Consider the following 16,352-nt stretch of genomic DNA (forward strand, 5'->3'; position numbering starts at 1 on the left):
TGCGAGGTCACGGCTGTGGACGGATGCCCCGGTCGGACCGTCGGGTCCGACGCGGCGATCCGTACTCAGTGACCGGATGCCTCGTCGTCAGCGTATCCGGCGAGCCCGGCGGTCGCCCAGCCGGCGACCGCCGCCCGCGCCTCCGCGGGCGAGACGACGGTGACGAGCCCGGGAAGTCCGGCGACGAGCCGCTTGAGCCCGTGCACGTGGGCCAGTCGCAGGGTGACCCTGAGTCGCCCGTCGACCTCCTCGGACTTCGAATCGGCCAGATAGTCGGCGAGGAGCGGCAGCGCTTCGGGGAGCGCATCGACCACGACGTCGAAGTCGCTGTCGGATCCCTGGAAGAGGGTGTCGGGCACGACGGTCTCGGCATGCTCGCCGATCGGAAGGTCGGAGACCACGAGGTCGCTCATGCGGTCGACGCGGAAGTTGCGGACGTCTTCGCGCGTATGGCAGTAGGCCTGCAGGTACCAGTCGGCGTCCTGCGAGAGGATGCGAAGGGGGTCGACCCGGCGACGCCCCGCGACCCCGACCGCGTTGCGGTAGTCGAACTCGAGCTGCCGTCCGTCGGCGACGGCCGCGCGGATCGCGGCGAGCGACGCGTCGCTCTCCGACTCGGCGACGGCGAGCCTCGTCGGTGCCGCCGAGGCGCCGGCGGTGAGCTTCTGCATGAGGGCGCCGAGCGAGGCGCTCCCCGCGTTCTCGGGCAGTGCGGAGAGGTACTGCAGTCCGGCGATGAGCGCGGCCGCCTCGCGCGCCGAGAGGCGCGGGGCGTCGTCGATCGCGACGTGGTGCACGATGACGATGACGTCGTCGTCCTCGAACGCGTCCCAGTCGATGTCGAACAGGTCGTTCGGCTGGTAGGTGCCGGTGGCGCCCGGCAGCCCCGATGTCGCGATGAGTCGGACGGCGTCGCGGATCTCGTCGTCGGTCACGCCGAAGTGGGCCGCGGCGTCGGGCACGTCCACGACCTGCTGCTCGAGCAGGTACGGCACGAGCGAGAGCAGGAACACCAGCTTGTCGGAGGCCTTCAACGGCTTGCGTCGCGACTCGTTCATCGTTCGCTCCTCCCGCGGTGCGCGTCGGCGACGAGGCGCAGGCGATCGCGCACCGCCTGCCGCAGCGACGCCGGGCCGAGCACGCGCACCTCGGGCCCGTACGCGGCGAGCTCGTCGGCGAGCACCGCCTCGTCGGTGTAGTGGAGACGGATGACCCCCGCGTCCTCGTCGCCGTCGACGGCGCGCTTGCCGAGACGGACTTCGGCGTCGCTGCCGGCGGTGACCGCCAGGTCGGCGACGTTCGAGAGGCGCAGCGCGTCGAGTTCGGCGATCACGCGGTCCTGGATGCCGGGCGGCGGCGCATCGAAGGTCGAACCGGCGACGGGCTGGACCTCGCCGACGATGCGGGAGAGCAGGAACGTGCGGGGCTCGTCGACATCGCGGTCGCGGGCGTGCAGGTGCCAGCGGCCCTCGTGCAGCACGACGGCGAGCGGGTCGACGGTGCGCACACGCGGCTCGCGCTCGCCAGGCTTGAAGTACCGGAAGCGCACGGTCTGCCGGCGATCGAGCGCCTGACGCAGCGGCTCGAAGGCGGCGTCGCGCACGCGCAGGCGCGGTGCGTAGCCGATGACGGGGTCGCGCGGCTCGATGCCCAGCGAGCGCAGCTTCGTGAGCGCGCGCTGCGAATCGGCCGACACGGATGCCTCGCGCCAGACCTCGGCGGCGAGGCCGAGCAGCGCCAGCTCGTCGGGGCTGAACCGCACGGCCTCGGGGAGCTCGTACTGCCCCTTCGGGATGCGGTAGCGCAGCGACTGGTTGTCTCCTGGGCGATCGGGCGACTCGACCGTCTCGAGCGGGATGCCGAGATCGCGGATCTCGTCCTTGTCGCGCTCGAACTGGCGCTCGAGGTTCGCGTTCGAACCCGAGGCGTCGTAGCGTTCGGCGTAGCCCCGGACGGTCGAGAGGATCTCGGACTTCAGCAGTCCGGTCTCGGTGGCGACGAGCGCCAGGACGAGGCTGAACAGCCGGTCCTCGACCGGAACCTTCGCTGCACCACTGGGTTCTGTTCCGGCCACACGAGCGATCATACTGAACCGCCGGCGCCGCTCGGGCGCCGGCGATCGGTCACAGGACTCCGAGGATGTCGACGACGTAGAACTGGGCCGAGCCGCTCGCATCGTCACCTTCGGGGGCCACGATCACGCCGATCTGCGATCCGGCCTTCTGGCCGACGAGCTCCTTCGTGACCGCGGGGGGAAGCTGACCCCCTTGGCCGCCCTCGCCGGCGACGACGCCGGTCGGCGAACCGTCTTCCCACGTCGACGCAGAAACCTCGTTCGTGTCCCAGTCGACCGCGGTGAACTGCACCACGACCTGGTCGCCGTCCTCGACGACCGTGCCCGAACCGCTCTTCAAGAGCTCGACCTCGGATTGCTTGGGCGGATCCGCCTTCGGTACCGTGATTCCGGGGCGGCCGTCCGGCGCGAGCACCACCGCGGGGAAGGCATCGCGGGTCAGCTGGGGCGCACCGTCGGCGCGCGAGGGGAACGCCTCGTGCACGTCGACGATGAGCACGAGGCTGTCTCCCGGGTTGAGCCCGAGCTGCAATGCGTCGGGGCTCTCGCCGAAGCCGTCCTTCTGGGGCATTACGATGGCGACGCGCGAGCCCTCTCTGGCGCATGTGAGGCCCTTCGCCAGGCCGGGAAAGACGACCTTCTCCGAAGCGACCACCGGCGTCGTCGGTTGGTCGCCGAACCCGTTCGACTGCAGGAGTTCTCCGGTCGCACCGTTGTACATCGCGAAGCCGATCGCGACGGGCTGGCCTGACTGAATCAGCGGTCCCTCCCCTTCGATGACTTCGGTGCATTCGGTCTCCTCCGGCGCCAGCGGCGTCGGGAACTCAACCTCAGGGGTCTCGCCGAAGTCGCCGGTCACGTCGATCGTCGACGACGAGTTGCCCGGCGCGGCCTCGGGCGCGGGTGCCTGGGTGGCGCAGCCGGAGAGCGCGACGGCGACGAGCGCGGCCGTGGCGATGAGCGCGAGAGACGAGCGCACAGATCCTCGATTCTTCATGGGTCGCTGAGGGGCGATGAAAGCCTACTCGTCCGAGACGGGCGACTCCTGCTCGGGGGCTTCGAGGTCGCCGGCCGACTCGGAACCGGCCTCATCCGAACCGGCGGACTTCCGTGCCGCGGCGTCGGCCGCGCGAACCCGCTTGCGCAGCGCCTTGGCGCTGACCTGGCGTTCGCCGAGGGCGCCCGGCGTCCACGCCTCGACGTCCTCGTCGCTGAACTCGGTCTTCGACGGACGTCGCTTGAGCTCGGGCAGGACGGTGCCGGGCGCGAGCCGGCGCGCCGTGATGAGGAACCCGGTGTGGGCGATCATCCGGTGGTCGGGTCGCACGGCGAGACCCTGCACGTGCCAGCCGCGCACCATCGTCTCCGAGGACTGCGGTTCGGTGTACTCGCCCGTGGCGCGGATGGCCTCCGCGACCCGCGACAGCTGGGTGACGGTGGCGATGTAGCAGAGCACCACTCCGCCGGGCTTGAGCGCACGGGAGACCTCGTCGATGCACTCCCACGGCGCGAGCATGTCGAGCACGACCCGGTCGACCGAGCCCTCGTCGACGGTCTCGGGCAGCGCCTCGGCGAGGTCGCCGAGCGTGATCGACCAGTTGTCGGGCACCGCACCGTGGAAGGTCGCGACGTTGCCGCGGGCGACGTCGGCGAACTCCTCGCGACGTTCGAACGAGTGCAGGCGGCCGCGTTCCCCGATCGCGCGGAGCAGCCAGAGCGAGAGGGCGCCGGAGCCGACGCCCGCCTCGACGACGGTCGCGCCGGGGAAGATGTCGGCCTGCGCGAGGATCTGCGCGGCGTCCTTCGGGTAGACGATCGCGGCGCCACGGGGCATCGACATCACGAAGTCGCTGAGCAGCGGGCGAAGGGCGAGGTACTCGATCCCGACCTGGTTCGCGACGACCGAGCCGTCGGGGAGGCCGATCAGGTCGTCGTGCGCGATCGGCCCCTTGTGGGAATGGAAGAGCTTGCCCGGCTCGAGCGTGATGGTGTGCATCCGGCCCTTGGGGCCGGTCAGCTGAACGCGGTCGCCGACCCGGAACGGCCCGCTCTGCTCGCCTCGACTCGTGGTCATCTGGTCGCCTCCCGTTCGCCGACGAGCGCCGCGACATCGGCCACCGTCATGCCCTCGAGCGTCGGCCAGAGCACCGTCGACGACACGTCGTCGAGCTCGAGGATGTTGGGCACGCCGACGGCGATGGTGCCGGCGTCGTAGGCCGAGGTGAGGCCGGCAGGCGAATCCTCGAACGCGACGCAGTCGGCGATGTCGACGCCGAGCTCGGCCGCGGCCTGCAGGTACGGCTGGGGATGCGGCTTGGCATGCTCGACCGAGTCGCCCGTCACGATCGCGTCGAACGCCGTGAAGGGGATCGCGGAGATGATCTCGTCGGCCATCGAGCGCAGCGACATGGTCACGAGCGCGGTCGGCACGGATGCCTCGCGCAACGCGAGGAGCAGCTCCCGGGCGCCGGGCCGCCAGGGCACGCCGTGCTCGGCGAGCATCTCGGCCACTCGATTCGTGAGGCGCAGGACGATGGTGTCGGCGTCGAGGTCGACGCCCTTCGCCTGGAAGACGCGGGCGGATTCCCACAGGCCGCTGCCGACGAGGGCCAGCGCCTCGTCGTGGGTCCAGGTGCCGCCGAAGGCTTCGACCAGCTCCTCCTCGGCGGCCATCCAATAGCGTTCGGTGTCGACGAGGGTTCCGTCCATGTCCCAGAGGACGGCGGCAGGCAGGCGTGAGGTCACAACGCCCAAGTCTACGGGCACGGCCTATTGTGGAGGGGAACCCGGACGACCGGGGTGGGAAGCGGGGCACACGGAGTGATTCAGCCGGCCGGATTCGAGGGCCGAAGGCTGCTCGTCGTCGCCTTCGAGGGCTGGAACGACGCGGGCGAGGCCGCGAGCGGCGCCGCCAAGCTGCTCGCCGAGCGGCTCGGCCTCGTCGAGGTCGCCGCCGTCGACCCAGAGCTCTACTTCGACTACCAGTTCACCCGCCCGACCGTGGTCGTCGGCGACGACGGCGTCCGCAGGCTCGAGTGGCCGGGCGCCGCGATCCTCGGTCCGAGCGGACCGGCCGATGTCGACGAGCCGGTGACCGGCCCCGGGGCATCCGGCCTGCACGTGCTCATCGGAGCCGAGCCGGCCCGCAGCTGGAAGGGCTTCGCCGCCGAGCTCATCGACGCCGCGCTCGCCGCCGACATCGACGGCGTCGTGCTGCTCGGGGCGATGCTCGCAGACGCCCCGCACACGCGCCCGCTCACCGTGTTCGCGTCGAGCGAGAACCCCGAGGTGCGCGAGGCGCTCGGCGTCGAGCGCTCGACCTACGAGGGGCCGGTCGGCATCCTGAGCGTGCTGGCCGACCGGGCCGAGCGCCTCGGCATCCCGACCGTGTCGCTGTGGGCGTCGGTGCCCCACTACGTGCACAACGCGCCGTCGCCCAAGGCCGTGCTCGCCCTGCTCGGCAAGCTCGAGGAGCTGACCGGCCTGTCGATCCCCCGCGGCACCCTCGAGACCGAGGCGCAGGCGTGGGAGGCCGGGGTCGACGCCCTCGCCGCCGACGACGAGGAGATGGCCGGGTACATCGCCCAGCTCGAGCAGGCGCGCGACGCGGTCGACGCCCCCGAGGCGAGCGGCGAGGCGATCGCGCAGGAGTTCGAGCGCTACCTCCGTCGCCGCGGCGACGGACCCGAGGGCCGTGCCGACGGGCGCGGTCCCGCGACGCCCTGACGGCTGCTTCCCCGCTGCCGGAATCACGCCGTCGTGGACGCCTCGGTCGAGGCATCCACGACCGGCGTCGACCTAGACCGGCTGCAGCGTGCCGTTCGCGAGCAGGAAGAAGAGCAGCCCGCCGACCACGATGCGGTAGATCACGAACGGCAGGAAGCTGTGCTTCGAGATCCAGCTCATGAAGAACGCGATCACGAGGATGGCCACGACGAACGCGACGACCGTCGCCGCCGCGGTCTCGAGCGGACTGTAGACCGACGGCTCGTCGAGGCTCTTGACGAGCTGGAACAGCCCGCTGCCGAACACGGCCGGGATCGCGAGCAGGAAGGCGTAGCGGGCCGCTGCGGCGCGTTCGTAGCCGAGCAGCAGGCCCATCGTGATCGTGCCGCCCGAGCGCGAGACGCCGGGGATGAGCGACAACGACTGGGCGAGTCCGAAGAGCACGCCGTGCGGGTACGTCAACTGGTCGAGCTTGCGGCGCTTGGCTCCGGCCCAGTCGGCCAGGCCGAGGATGATGCCGAACACGACGAGCATCGTCGCCGTGATCCAGAGCGATCGGAGCACCGTCTCGATCTCGTCCTGGAAGAGCAGGCCGAACACCACGATGGGGATCGAGCCGATGATGATGAGCCAGCCCATGCGGGCGTCGGGGTCGTTGCGGGGCACGCGACCGGTGAACGAGCCGAACCAGTGCGACACGATGCGCACGATGTCGCGCCAGAAGAACACGACGACCGCGGTCTCGGTGCCGAGCTGGGTGATCGCGGTGAAGGCCGCCCCCGGGTCCTGCGCGCCCGGCAGGAACTCGCCGAGGATGCGCAGGTGGGCGCTCGAGGAGATCGGGAGGAACTCGGTGAGGCCCTGGACGAATCCCAGGATGAGCGCTTCGATCACGTGGTGCATCCGCCTTCCGCCTCCGCGGAAGTCGGAGGTCTCAGCTGGCCTGACGTGGGTGGCCCGATGGGCCGCCGCGCCGTCGACTCGCCGGTCAGTACTCGAGGAGCAGGTCGCGAAGGACCCGCCTACCGAAGACTAGTGCGTCGAGCGGCACCCGCTCGTCAACGCCGTGGAACATCGCAGGGAAGTCCAAGCCTTCGGGCAGGCGCAGCGGGGCGAAGCCGTAGCCTGCGATGCCGAGGCGACTGAGCGCCTTGTTGTCGGTGCCGCCCGAGAGCAGGTAGGGGAAGACCGGCGCGCCGGGATCGTGGGTCTCGAGCGAGCGCTTGACGGCATCCACGAGCGATCCGGACGTCGCGGACTCGAGTCCGACGTCGCGGTGCACCACCTCGATCTCGATGTCGTCGCCGACGAGCGCCTGCACCTCCGCGAGCACCGCCTCCTCTTCGCCGGGGAGGGTGCGGATGTCGATGAGCGCCTCGGCGCGGTCGGGGATCACGTTGTGCTTGTAGCCGGCCTCGAGGAGGGTCGGGTTCGACGTCGTGCGCAGCGTCGCCGTGATGAATCCCGACGCGGATCCGGTCGCGAGTGCGAGCTCGTCGGGCGACACCTGTTCGGGGTCGACGCCGAGCACCGCGGCGATCTCGGCCAGGAGCTCGCGGGTCGTGTCGGTGAGGCGCATCGGCCACTCGGTGCGCCCGAGCGTCGCGACCGCCTCGGCGAGCTTCGTGATCGCGTTGTCCCGGATGAGCCGCGAGCCGTGCGCCGCGACGCCGCGGGCGACGAGCTTGATCCAGAGCAGCGACTTCTCGCCCGTCTGCAGCAGGTAGGCCCGGCGACCGCCGACGGTGATCGAATAGCCGCCGACCTCGCTGATCGCCTCGGCGGCCCCGGCGAAGAGCTCGGGGTGGTGGTCGACGAGCCAGCCCGAGCCCGCTCCCCCGCCCGCCTCCTCGTCGGCGAAGAAGGCGATGACGAGGTCGCGCTCGGGCTGGGCCCCGCTGCCGAGGATGTCGCCGAGCGCGGCGAGCATCATGGCGTCCATGTCCTTCATGTCGACGGCGCCGCGACCCCAGAGCATTCCGTCGCGGATCTCGCCCGCGAAGGGGTCGACGCTCCAGTTGCGGGCGTCGGCGGGCACGACGTCGAGGTGGCCGTGCACGACGAGGGCGGGCTTGTCGGGATTGCGCCCGGGAACGCGGGCCACGACGCTCGTGCGCCGGGGCTCGGGTTCGAACATCCTGGGCGCGAGTCCGAGGCCGGCGAGCCGGGCCTCGACGTACTCCGCGGCCTCGCGTTCGCCGTTGGCCCGCCCGCTCCCGTAGTTGGAGGTGTCGAACCGGATCAGGTCGCGCGCGATCACCGCGGTCTCGTCGAGCACTGGGTCTGGGGTCGCGGATGCCTCGGCCATGCGCTCCACGCTAGTCGGTACGGCCACCGGTGCTCGCAGCGATCCCGGAATCGCGAGTTTTCCTGCCGCTCACCCGGGGTTTCGAGGCGTCGTCGACCTCGTCGTGGCGGTTTGGTCAATCGGGCTCCGCAAACCGTGCTAATGTCTTCTACGGCCGCTGAGCGATCAGCGGAAACCACGCGCGGGTGGCGGAATTGGCAGACGCGCTAGCTTGAGGTGCTAGTGCCCGTATAGGGCGTGGGGGTTCAAGTCCCCCCTCGCGCACGTGGGTCGAAAGGGCCGGATCGGAAGATCCGGCCCTTTCGCGTTTCTCCAGAACGGTTTCGGACGTTCGGCCGAGGCGACTTGCCAGTTTCGAACATGTGTTCTGGGTATCTGTCTAGATGAAGTAGATGCTGAGGCTCGACTCCAGATCAGATTCATCAGCAACTGGGTCCCGGATTTCGCGGCTACGGAAGCATCAGAATCATCCAGTTGGCGATCGCCGCGGCAACAGTCAGGACGGCGAGAACCACAGTGCCCGCACGCCGCGCGGTTGAGTAGCGCAGCTCCATCCCGATGAACGTGATTGCTGTGAGTGTCAGGATCGCGGCCGTCACCCAAAGCTCTGTCATGTCCCGTGGATACGTTGGATTCTCGGTCCGCTGACCCCAGAACGTGGAGTTCGCGACGCCGATCCGGATGATCACCCAAATCGCCCAGAGAGTGGGTAGCGCTGCACCGAAAATGAAGAGGCAGCCCGGCGCTCCTACTACGTGCCGATCGCCGTAATCATCCTTGGGCGTGCTCATCATCGGGTCGGTCAGCCGCCTGTCGTGGAGAAAATCACCAGCTCCGAGAGGTTCGACCCGCACGCCTCCATGATCGGCAGCCGAGCCTCGTAGTATCCGGCGGCTGTCGGGTCGAATCTCGCGCCCGACGCAGGGTCCGGGTTGGCTTCGATGTACTCGACGACCGCTTCGAACTCATCGCGAAGGCCCCGCTGCGACTCGGGAAATGCCGTCAACGACCGATAGCCCGTGTAGGCGGACTCGATGAGCGCGAGGTATTGCTCGGCGGTGATCGTGCCGTGGGAGTGGTCTTGGCGAGCGTTGTGGAGCGTGGTATCGATCGTGCTCACGGTCGCGCACGTAGCCGCGATCGCGGAGTCCACAGGTACCCCCTCAGCCGCAGCTGGCTTCCCATCGTCAGTCGGTGACGGCGTCGCCGTCCCAGCGGCGGCACCCGTAGAGCACCCCGCGACTACCAGACCACAGAGGATGGCCGATGCCAGAAGCACGGTCTTCCGAGCACGCATTCCCTGATCCAAGCCACGCTCCAATCACATCGCTATTGCATGTAGGTGAAGTATGGCCGTTCGGCTGAGGGATACGAAGTCATTCGCTGGAGAATGTGGAAAGAACTCTCCGTCAGCCCCAGGCGTCAGTGAAGTAGGGGTTCGAGTCGGGGTCGAGGAGATCGTGGAGCGGGTGCGGGTCGGTCTGCACCGCTTGCTGGAGGAGCCGATAGAACAGCAGCCCGCGGCTGGTCGCGTCGCGGCGGTTGAATCGGAACGTGAACTCGTCGAGGTAGTAAGGCAGCTGGTGCTCGGCGACGCCGTAGTGCAGGGTGCCGGTCAGCCAGCGTTTCAGGAGCGACGCGGTCAGGTGCACGCCAGGCAGCACCGCCGCCGGGTCAGGGGCGTTGTACCCGGTGGCGTACTCGTGGGTGTAGCCCAGGTCGCCGAGGCGGCGCATCATCCGCGCACCGTCGGTGTGGATTGTCGAGCCCTTCGCGACGGTGTTCTGTGCAAAGGTCACGAGGCCGAGCGTGTTTGGCCGGTCTGCGAGTCCGAGCCGGATCCGGCCGAGCTTGCGGCCCGGGCCGGGCTTTTCGACCGCCACCATCACGGTCGCTTTCCCGGTGCTGGCTCCGGAGTGGCCGCCGCTGACGCCGCCGACGAAAGTCTCGTCCACCTCGACGACGCCGTGCAGCAGGTCGCGATCCGGACGCACCATCGCACGCCGGAGCTTGTGCATCCACGCCCACGCGGTCTCGTAGGACTTCAGGCCCAGTACTCGTTGCAGGCTCTGCGCGGACATCCCGTTCTTCTGCGACGTCACAAGCCACACGGCCGCGAACCACGTCGACAGCGGCGTGCGAGTGCGGTGGAAGATCGTGCCCGCCGTCACTGAGGTGCGCCGCGAGCAGGAACGGCACATCCACAAGCCCGCACCGGTGAACCAGAACTCCCGGCTCTGGCACTCCGGGCAGACGAAGCCGTCCGGCCAACGCAACCGCGCGAGATACGCCAGACACGCCGCATCGTCAGGGAACCACTCGCGGAGCTCCTGGAATGTCCGCGGATAGTCAACCCCGCCCACCGGATGCGCAGACTCGGCCACAAACACAGCCTACTTCACCTAGACAGATACCCAGAACATGTGTTCGAAACTTGAAGGGTGACCCAGGCCGCTCCCCTCCCCTCGTCGACGGCCCGCCTCGAGCGGGTCGACGAGTTGCAGGCGCGCATTCACGGCATGCAGTCGACCCGGCTCGAGACCCGGGCGGTGCCGACCCATCCGGCCTTCACGGGGCTGCTGCCGGGCGGAACCCTGCGTGAGGGCACCGTCGTCGAGGCGCACGGGTCGACCACCCTCGTGATGGCGCTGCTGGCCGGCCCCTCGGCGAGCGGGCGCTGGGCGGCCGTCGTCGGCATGCCCGAGTTCGGGGTCGAGGCCGCGGCCCGGTTCGGCATCGATCTCGAGCGGCTCGTGCTCGTGCCGGAGCCCGGGCGGCAGTGGTTCGCGGTGGTCGCGGCGCTCGCCGACGTCATTCCCATCGTCGCAGTGCGACCGGCCGAGCGCGTCGCCCCTGCCGAGGCATCCCGGCTCGCCGCCCGCCTGCGCGAGCGCGGTGCCGTGCTGATCGCCGCCGGCCCCTGGCCGGGCAGTGACGCGAGCCTCGACGTCGAGGCGAGCGAATGGCACGGCCTCGAGTCCGGCCACGGCCTGCTCGACGAGCGAGAGGTCGTCGTGAGCGCTGCAGGCCGCGGCGGCTTCGTGAAGCGGCGTCGTTCGAAGCTGCGGCTGCCCGACCGCGCGCTCGGGTTCGAGGCGCTGGACGAGGGGCCGGGTGCAGCAGATGCGGCCGGGTCTCCCCCGTCCGGCACCGAGGCGGGGCTGGCCCCCGTGCTCCACGGCGAGTTCCGGAGGCCGGCATGAACCCGGCCTCCCCCACGAGGGCGATCGTGCTCTGGTGCCCCGACTGGCCCGTGTTCGCCGCGGCTCGCGAGGCGGGGCTCGACCTCGACGCGCCCATCGCCCTCACCGAGGGCGGTGCGGTGCACTCCTGCTCGGCGGCGGCACGACGCGACGGCGTGGCGCGCGGGCTGCGCCTCCGCGAGGCGCAGTACCGCTCCCCCGCGCTCACCGTGCTGCCGTACGATCCCGCCCTCGACGTGCGCGCCTTCGAACCCGTCGTCCGACGGGTCGAAGACGCGGTGCCGGGGGTGCAGGTCGTGCGCCCCGGCACGCTCGCGATGCGGGCGCGGGGGCCGGCCCGCTACTACGGCGGCGAGGACGCCGCGGCACGGGCACTGCTCGACACGGCACGGCAGCTCGGCCCCGAGGTGCGGGTGGGCGTCGCCGACGGGCCGTTCGCCGCCGAGCAGGCGGCACGCGCGGTGCGCTCCTCGCCGCACATCGGCATCGTGGCGCCGGGCGGCTCGGCCGAGTTCCTCGCGCCGCTGCCCGTCGGCCTCGTCGTCGACGAACGCACCCGGGTGCTGCTCAATCGGCTCGGGGTTCGCACGCTCGGCGACTTCGCGGCGCTGCCGGCCGACGACGTGCGCCGCCGGTTCGGGGCCGCCGGTGCGTTCGCCCACGACCGGGCCGCCGGCCGCGAGTCCAACGGGGTGGCGGCCCGAACCCCGCCGCCCGAGTTCGAGGTGCTCGCCGAGTTCGAACCGCCGCTCGATCGCATCGACCAGCTCGCATTCGCGTTCCGAGTGCGAGCCGACGAGTTCATCGACCGCATGCGGGCGGTCAGGCTCGTGTGCACGGCGATCCGCGTCGAACTCGACGACGAGCGGGGCGGCCGATCGAGTCGCAGCTGGCTGCATCCGCGCTGGTTCACGCCCGCCGACGTCGTCGACCGGGTGCGCTGGCAGGTGCAGGGAGCCGGCACCGCCGACAGCGGGCTCGCCTCGCCGATCACCGCGCTGCGGGTGATCCCCGAGCGGGTCGACTCCACCGCGAACCACGAGGCGGGGCTCTGGGGTCAGGGGCCCGACGAGCGGGTGCACCACGCGCTCACCCGGGTGCAGAGCATGCTCGGGCACGAGGGGGTCGTCACGGCGGCCGTCGGCGGCGGGCGCATGCTCGCCGATCGGCAGGTGCTCGTACCGTGGGGCGACCGGGCTCCCGAACGGCGCGAGGCCCCGTGGCCCGGCAGCCTGCCCGCGCTCGCGCCGGCGAGCGTGTTCCGCGAACGGCACCCGGTCGCCCTGCTCGACGCCGCCGGCGCCACGGTCGCGATCGATGAGCGCGGCGCGATCTCGTCGCCGCCCGAGACCTTCGCGGTCGGCCGCACCGCACCGGCGCGGGTACGCGCGTGGGCCGGCCCGTGGCCGGTCGTCGAACGCTGGTGGGACGACGCGCGTGCGCGGCGCGTGCACCGGTTCCAGCTCGTCGACCACGACGGCTGCGCGTGGCTCCTCGTGCGCGACGCCGAGGGCTGGTGGGCCGAGGCGAGGTACGACTGATGGGCAGAGGCTGATGGGCTGGAACAATCCCGAGATCCCCTGGTCGGAGCTCGAGCGCAAGCTCTCCGACCGCCGCAGGCCGAGCCCGTCGAAGCTCATCGCCGACGGCGGCGACGGCCCGGCGTTCAGCCGCAAACGGCAGCCCTACCGGCCGAGCGAGGGGCTCACCGCGCCCGAGGGGCCGGTCGTGCCCTACGCCGAACTCCACGCGCACACGAACTACAGCTTCCTCGACGGGGCCTCTTCGCCCGAGCAGCTGGTGGAGGAGGCCCACCGGCTGGGCCTCTCCGGGCTCGCGGTGACCGACCACGACGGCTTCTACGGCATCGTGCGCTTCGCCGAGGCGGCCGAGAGCTTCTCCGACCTCACGACCGTCTTCGGGGCCGAGCTCTCGCTCGGGCTGGGCCGTCCGCAGATGGGCGAGGCCGACCCCGAGGGCGACCACCTGCTCGTGCTCGCCCGCCGCGAGGCGGGCTACCACCGGCTCGCCGCGGCGATCACGGCGGGCCAGCTCGCGGGCGGCGAGAAGGGGCGCCCGGTCTACGACCTCGACGACCTCGCCGCGCGGGCGGGAGATGACTGGACGGTGCTCACGGGGTGCCGCAAGGGCGCGGTGCGGCGGGCGCTCGCCGCGGAGGGACCGGATGCCGCGCGGCGTGAACTCGATCGACTGATCGCGCTCTTCGGGCGCGATCAGGTGGTCGTCGAGCTGTTCGACCACGGGCATCCGGCCGACCAGCGGGCGAACGACGTGCTCGCGGGGCTCGCCGAAGGCGCTCGGCTGCGGATCGTCGCGACGAATGCCGTGCACTACGCGACGCCGCCCGAACACCGGCTCGCGAATGCGCTCGCGGCGGTTCGCGCGCGGCGCAGCCTCGACGAGCTCGACGGGTGGCTGCCCGCCTCCGACGGGCTGCACCTGCGCAGCGGCGCGGAGATGCAGGCGCGGTTCGCGAGGTATCCGGGCGCGGTCGAGCACTCGGTCTCGCTCGCAGGAGAACTCGGCTTCACGCTGCGCAGCGCCAGGCCCAGGCTTCCCCGCCAGGAGGTGCCCGAGGGGCACACCCCGATGAGCTGGCTGCGGGAGCTCGTGCGGCAGGGCGCCGCCGAGCTCTACCCCGGGGCGGGCGACGCCGTGCACGCCCGGCTCGAGCACGAACTCGCGATCATCGAGCAGAAGGACTTCCCCGGCTACTTCCTGATCGTGCACGATCTCGTCCGCGAGGCGCGGAGCCGAGGCATCCTCTGCCAGGGCCGGGGATCTGCCGCGAACTCGGCCGTCTGCTACGCGCTGCGCATCACCGCGGTCGACTCCATCAAGTTCGACCTTCCGTTCGAGCGGTTCCTCTCCGCACTGCGCGACGAGGAGCCCGACATCGACGTCGACTTCGACTCCGACCGGCGGGAGGAGATCATCCAGTACGTCTACGAGAAGTACGGCCGGCAGAACGCCGCACAGGTCGCGAACGTGATCAGCTACCGGCCGAAGGTCGCGGTGCGCGACATGGCGAAGGCCCTCGGCTACTCGACCGGGCAGCAGGACGCGTGGTCGCGACAGGTGGAACGCTGGGGCGCGGTGGTCGAGACCGACGACCACGACATCCCCGGCCCGGTCGTCGAGCTGGCCGAGCAGGTGCTCGGATTCCCGCGGCACCTCGGCATCCACTCGGGCGGCATGGTGCTCACCGACCGGCCGGTGGGCGAGGTCTGCCCGATCGAGCACGCCCGCATGGAGCACCGCACGGTGCTGCAATGGGACAAGGACGACTGCGCCTGGATGGGCCTCGTGAAGTTCGACCTGCTCGGGCTCGGCATGCTCGCCGCCCTGCAGTACACGTTCGACCTCGTGCGCGAGCACACGGGCGAGACGTGGGAGCTGCAGTCCGTCCCGAAAGAGGAGCCGGCGGTGTACGACATGCTCTGCCGAGCCGACTCGATCGGCGTGTTCCAGGTCGAGAGCCGGGCGCAGATCGGCACGCTCCCCCGCCTGAAGCCGCGAAAGTACTACGACCTCGTCGTCGAGATCGCGCTCATCCGGCCCGGCCCGGTGCAGGGCGGGGCGGTGCACCCGTACATCCGGCGGCGCACCGGTGAAGAGCCGGTCAGCTACCTGCACCCGAACCTCGAGCCCGTGCTCGAGCGCACGCTCGGGGTGCCGCTCTTCCAGGAGCAGCTCATGCAGATGGCCGTCGCGGTCGGCGGCTGCACCGCGGCCGACGCCGACCTGCTGCGCCGGGCGATGGGCTCCAAGCGCGGCGTCGAGAAGATCTCGAAGCTCAGGGCGAAGCTCTTCGAGGGCATGGCGGCGAACGGGCTCAGCGACGACGACGCGCAGGCGATCTACGACAAGATCGAGGCCTTCGCGAACTTCGGCTTCGCCGAGAGCCACGCACTCTCCTTCGCCCTGCTCGTCTACGCGAGCTCGTGGCTGAAGCTGCACTACCCGGCGGCCTTCCTCGCGGCGCTCCTGCGCGCCCAGCCGATGGGCTTCTACTCGCCGCAGACCCTCACCGCCGACGCGCGACGGCACGGGGTGCGAGTGCTGCGACCCGACGTGCTGCGGTCGGGCGTGCACGCGGGGCTCGAGGCGTGCGACGGGCCCCGCGTCCCCGGCGAGCAGGCGGATGTCGCGGGGCGGACGCCAGCGCAGCGGCGACCGCCGACCGGCATGGCGGCGTGCACGCACGTCGCCCAGCCCGACATCGGCGACTTCGACCTCGAGGCGCCCGATCGGTCGGCCGAGCATCGCCGCGACGGGGCCTTCGCGGTGCGGCTCGGGCTCGCCGACGTCTCGTCCATCGGGGCGAAGGTCGCGCAGCGCATCGTCGACGAGCGCGACGCGCGCGGCCCGTACCGAGACATGAGCGACCTCTCCCGCCGGGCGGCGCTCGACACCGAGCAGCTCGAGGCGCTCGCCGCAGCGGGCGCCTTCGAGGGCTTCGGGCTCGCCCGTCGCGAGGCGCTCTGGCTCGCCGGCGAGGCCTCGCAGGACCGCGCCGAGTTCCTGCCCGGGTCGGTGGTCGTGGTGCAGCCGCCGCTCCTGCCCGTGCTCTCACCGGCCGAGCAGGTCGTGTACGACCTGTGGGCGACCGGCATCTCCCCCGACGACCACCCGATCCGGCACATCCGCGATCGGCTCGACGAGCGCGGGGCGATCCGCATCGATCGCCTGCGCGAGGTCGAGTCGGGCCGACGGGTCGAGGTCGGCGGCGTCGTGACGCACCGGCAGCGGCCGGCGACGGCGTCGGGCATCACCTTCATCAACCTCGAGGATGAGTCGGGCACCCTCAACGTGATCGCCGGAGTCGGTGTCTGGAACCGCTACCGGCGCATCGCCCGGGAGGCGCCCGCGATGGTCGTCCGAGGCATCCTCGAACGGTCGAACGAGGGGGTCACGAACCTCATCGTCGACCGCTTCGAGTCGCTCACCGTGCAGGCGCAGACGCGGTCGCGCGACTTCCGGTGAACCGCCGGCGGGGTCGAGCCGTGCGCCTCGCGCT

General features: G+C 71.0%; 14 protein-coding genes and 1 tRNA gene. 5 read left to right on the forward strand and 10 right to left on the reverse strand.

Features of this window, described 5'->3' with window-relative positions; translation table 11 throughout:
- Window positions 1–65 precede the first annotated feature (65 nt).
- Genes ACFWGP_RS04180 through ACFWGP_RS04200 form a run of 5 tightly spaced genes read right to left on the reverse strand, consistent with a single transcriptional unit; the run spans window position 66 to window position 4,819 of the window.
- On the reverse strand, window positions 66–1,058 hold the full coding sequence (locus tag ACFWGP_RS04180) for a YafY family protein (RefSeq protein ID WP_231431033.1): 993 nt from the start codon (window positions 1,056–1,058) through the stop codon (window positions 66–68).
- Window positions 1,055–2,074 (reverse strand): YafY family protein, encoded by a 1,020-nt coding sequence (locus ACFWGP_RS04185; protein WP_231431032.1) that lies wholly within the window; start codon window positions 2,072–2,074, stop codon window positions 1,055–1,057. The genes ACFWGP_RS04180 and ACFWGP_RS04185 overlap by 4 nt, the downstream gene beginning before the upstream one ends.
- A gap of 49 nt (window positions 2,075–2,123) precedes the next feature.
- Window positions 2,124–3,053 carry a hypothetical protein gene (locus ACFWGP_RS04190; protein WP_376930184.1) on the reverse strand — a complete coding sequence of 310 codons (930 nt, stop codon included), beginning with the start codon at window positions 3,051–3,053 and terminating at the stop codon, window positions 2,124–2,126.
- Between the two features lie 42 nt (window positions 3,054–3,095).
- Window positions 3,096–4,148: a tRNA (adenine-N1)-methyltransferase gene (locus tag ACFWGP_RS04195; protein ID WP_376930185.1), complete on the reverse strand. Its 1,053-nt coding sequence runs from the start codon at window positions 4,146–4,148 to the stop codon at window positions 3,096–3,098.
- Window positions 4,145–4,819: an HAD family hydrolase gene (locus ACFWGP_RS04200; protein WP_376930186.1), complete on the reverse strand. Its 675-nt coding sequence runs from the start codon at window positions 4,817–4,819 to the stop codon at window positions 4,145–4,147. The genes ACFWGP_RS04195 and ACFWGP_RS04200 overlap by 4 nt, the downstream gene beginning before the upstream one ends.
- A gap of 75 nt (window positions 4,820–4,894) precedes the next feature.
- On the opposite strand from ACFWGP_RS04200, the gene ACFWGP_RS04205 reads away from it, so the two are divergent.
- On the forward strand, window positions 4,895–5,800 hold the full coding sequence (locus ACFWGP_RS04205) for a PAC2 family protein (RefSeq protein ID WP_231431028.1): 906 nt from the start codon (window positions 4,895–4,897) through the stop codon (window positions 5,798–5,800).
- A gap of 72 nt (window positions 5,801–5,872) precedes the next feature.
- Here ACFWGP_RS04205 and ACFWGP_RS04210 read toward each other — a convergent pair whose 3' ends face one another.
- Entirely contained in the window at window positions 5,873–6,703 is an 831-nt protein-coding gene (locus tag ACFWGP_RS04210; protein WP_275505808.1) for an undecaprenyl-diphosphate phosphatase, read from the reverse strand.
- Window positions 6,704–6,788: 85 nt separating this feature from the next.
- Complete coding sequence (locus ACFWGP_RS04215) at window positions 6,789–8,108, reverse strand: M20/M25/M40 family metallo-hydrolase (protein WP_376930187.1); 1,320 nt, start codon at window positions 8,106–8,108, stop codon at window positions 6,789–6,791.
- A 179-nt stretch (window positions 8,109–8,287) separates the two neighbouring features.
- On the opposite strand from ACFWGP_RS04215, the gene ACFWGP_RS04220 reads away from it, so the two are divergent.
- A tRNA-Leu gene (locus tag ACFWGP_RS04220) sits at window positions 8,288–8,372 on the forward strand.
- 185 nt (window positions 8,373–8,557) lie between these two features.
- On the opposite strand, the gene ACFWGP_RS04225 is transcribed toward ACFWGP_RS04220, so the two are convergent.
- The 3 genes from ACFWGP_RS04225 to ACFWGP_RS04235 form a co-directional block, all read right to left on the reverse strand.
- Entirely contained in the window at window positions 8,558–8,962 is a 405-nt protein-coding gene (locus tag ACFWGP_RS04225) for a hypothetical protein (RefSeq protein ID WP_275506507.1), read from the reverse strand.
- Window positions 8,911–9,228 (reverse strand): hypothetical protein, encoded by a 318-nt coding sequence (locus ACFWGP_RS04230; RefSeq protein WP_275506508.1) that lies wholly within the window; start codon window positions 9,226–9,228, stop codon window positions 8,911–8,913. Before ACFWGP_RS04230 ends, ACFWGP_RS04225 begins: the two co-directional genes overlap by 52 nt.
- 289 nt (window positions 9,229–9,517) lie before the next feature.
- The gene (locus tag ACFWGP_RS04235) at window positions 9,518–10,471 is read right to left on the reverse strand and encodes an IS1595 family transposase (protein WP_275506794.1); all 954 of its coding nucleotides are present in this window, start codon (window positions 10,469–10,471) and stop codon (window positions 9,518–9,520) included.
- 78 nt (window positions 10,472–10,549) lie between these two features.
- Between ACFWGP_RS04235 and ACFWGP_RS04240 the strand changes: the two genes are divergently transcribed.
- Genes ACFWGP_RS04240 through ACFWGP_RS04250 form a run of 3 tightly spaced genes read left to right on the forward strand, consistent with a single transcriptional unit; the run spans window position 10,550 to window position 16,318 of the window.
- Entirely contained in the window at window positions 10,550–11,311 is a 762-nt protein-coding gene (locus ACFWGP_RS04240; RefSeq protein ID WP_275505805.1) for a hypothetical protein, read from the forward strand.
- Window positions 11,308–12,852, forward strand: a complete 1,545-nt coding sequence (locus tag ACFWGP_RS04245) for a DNA polymerase Y family protein (protein ID WP_376930188.1) — start codon at window positions 11,308–11,310, stop codon at window positions 12,850–12,852. The genes ACFWGP_RS04240 and ACFWGP_RS04245 overlap by 4 nt, the downstream gene beginning before the upstream one ends.
- Before the next feature lie 13 nt (window positions 12,853–12,865).
- Window positions 12,866–16,318 carry an error-prone DNA polymerase gene (locus ACFWGP_RS04250; protein WP_231431023.1) on the forward strand — a complete coding sequence of 1,151 codons (3,453 nt, stop codon included), beginning with the start codon at window positions 12,866–12,868 and terminating at the stop codon, window positions 16,316–16,318.
- Window positions 16,319–16,352 lie beyond the last annotated feature (34 nt).

Source organism: Agromyces sp. NPDC127015, from assembly GCF_042725165.1.
In the GTDB taxonomy this organism is placed as follows: Bacteria; Actinomycetota; Actinomycetes; order Actinomycetales; family Microbacteriaceae; genus Agromyces; species Agromyces chromiiresistens.

Bases quoted from the DNA above. Each gene is read 5' to 3' on its own strand.
- ACFWGP_RS04195 (WP_376930185.1), bottom strand. From the start codon at position 4,148: ATGACCACGAGTCGAGGCGAGCAGAGCGGGCCGTTCCGGGTCGGCGAC.
- ACFWGP_RS04210 (WP_275505808.1), bottom strand. From the start codon at position 6,703: ATGCACCACGTGATCGAAGCGCTCATCCTGGGATTCGTCCAGGGCCTC.
- ACFWGP_RS04245 (WP_376930188.1), top strand. From the start codon at position 11,308: ATGAACCCGGCCTCCCCCACGAGGGCGATCGTGCTCTGGTGCCCCGAC.
- ACFWGP_RS04215 (WP_376930187.1), bottom strand. From the start codon at position 8,108: ATGGCCGAGGCATCCGCGACCCCAGACCCAGTGCTCGACGAGACCGCG.
- ACFWGP_RS04180 (WP_231431033.1), bottom strand. From the start codon at position 1,058: ATGAACGAGTCGCGACGCAAGCCGTTGAAGGCCTCCGACAAGCTGGTG.
- ACFWGP_RS04250 (WP_231431023.1), top strand. From the start codon at position 12,866: ATGGGCTGGAACAATCCCGAGATCCCCTGGTCGGAGCTCGAGCGCAAG.